At 63.6% G+C, this 753-nt stretch carries 1 protein-coding gene; it reads right to left on the bottom strand.

The features are described 5' to 3' along the window. Window positions 1-463, bottom strand: a 463-nt coding sequence (locus ACI94_RS05165) for a TIGR03557 family F420-dependent LLM class oxidoreductase (RefSeq protein ID WP_286681178.1), incomplete at its 3' end; no start/stop codon positions are given. Window positions 464-753 lie beyond the last annotated feature (290 nt).

The following is a 753-nucleotide window of genomic DNA, read 5'->3' as shown; positions in this document are numbered from 1 at the left end:
CGACGGTGTAGTAGATGCCGTAGTAGTCCTGCATCTCTCCCTTCCAGAGCGTCCTGATGATCCTCACCGCTTCGCGGAGCATATCGAGCCGCACCGGCTCGGATGTCGGGAAAACGCCGCCGACGATATGCTCGTTCAGGCTCTCTCCCGTCCCGAGCCCGAGCTCGAATCTCCCCGGCATCATCGTTGCGGCGGTTGCGGCGGCCTGTGCGACGAACGCCGGGTGGTAGCGCATCAGCGGGCAGGTCACGCCGGTGGAGACCTTTACCCGTGAGGTGGCCTGCGAGACCCCGCCTATGGTGCACCAGGCGAACCCGGCATGCCCGTGGTTTGAGATCCACGGGAGGTAGTGGTCGCTGATGCTCACAAACGAGAACCCGGCGTCTTCGGCGAGTCTTGCGTTCTTGACCAGTTCGGGCGCGCTGTGCGCCTCGGTGAAAAGTTTGTAGCCTATCTCGACCATTTCATCTCTCCCCTCTCAGGTCCCCCGGCACCTCCGCGGCAGGGGTATGAGCGGCGGGAGAGATCGTCACCGGACTTAAGTGTTATGCCGATCGGAAAAAGCAAGGTTGAGGGGCCGTTCAGTAGCCCGTCGCATAGTAGTAGCCGTCCTCCTCGCGGACGCGGACCGGGACGCGGAAGAGGGCGCCGATGGCTTCACTGGTCAGGACTTCGGCCTTCGGGCCGTCTTTCCGGACGGCGCCGTCCCGCATCAGGACGACCCGGGAGATCTCGGGGATAATGTCGTGGAGG

This window comes from Methanoculleus sp. DTU007, assembly GCF_001512385.1.
GTDB lineage: Archaea > Halobacteriota > Methanomicrobia > Methanomicrobiales > Methanoculleaceae > Methanoculleus > Methanoculleus thermophilus.
The sequence above is the reverse complement of the archived record's forward strand: the minus strand, read 5'-3'. Positions and strand labels throughout refer to the sequence as shown.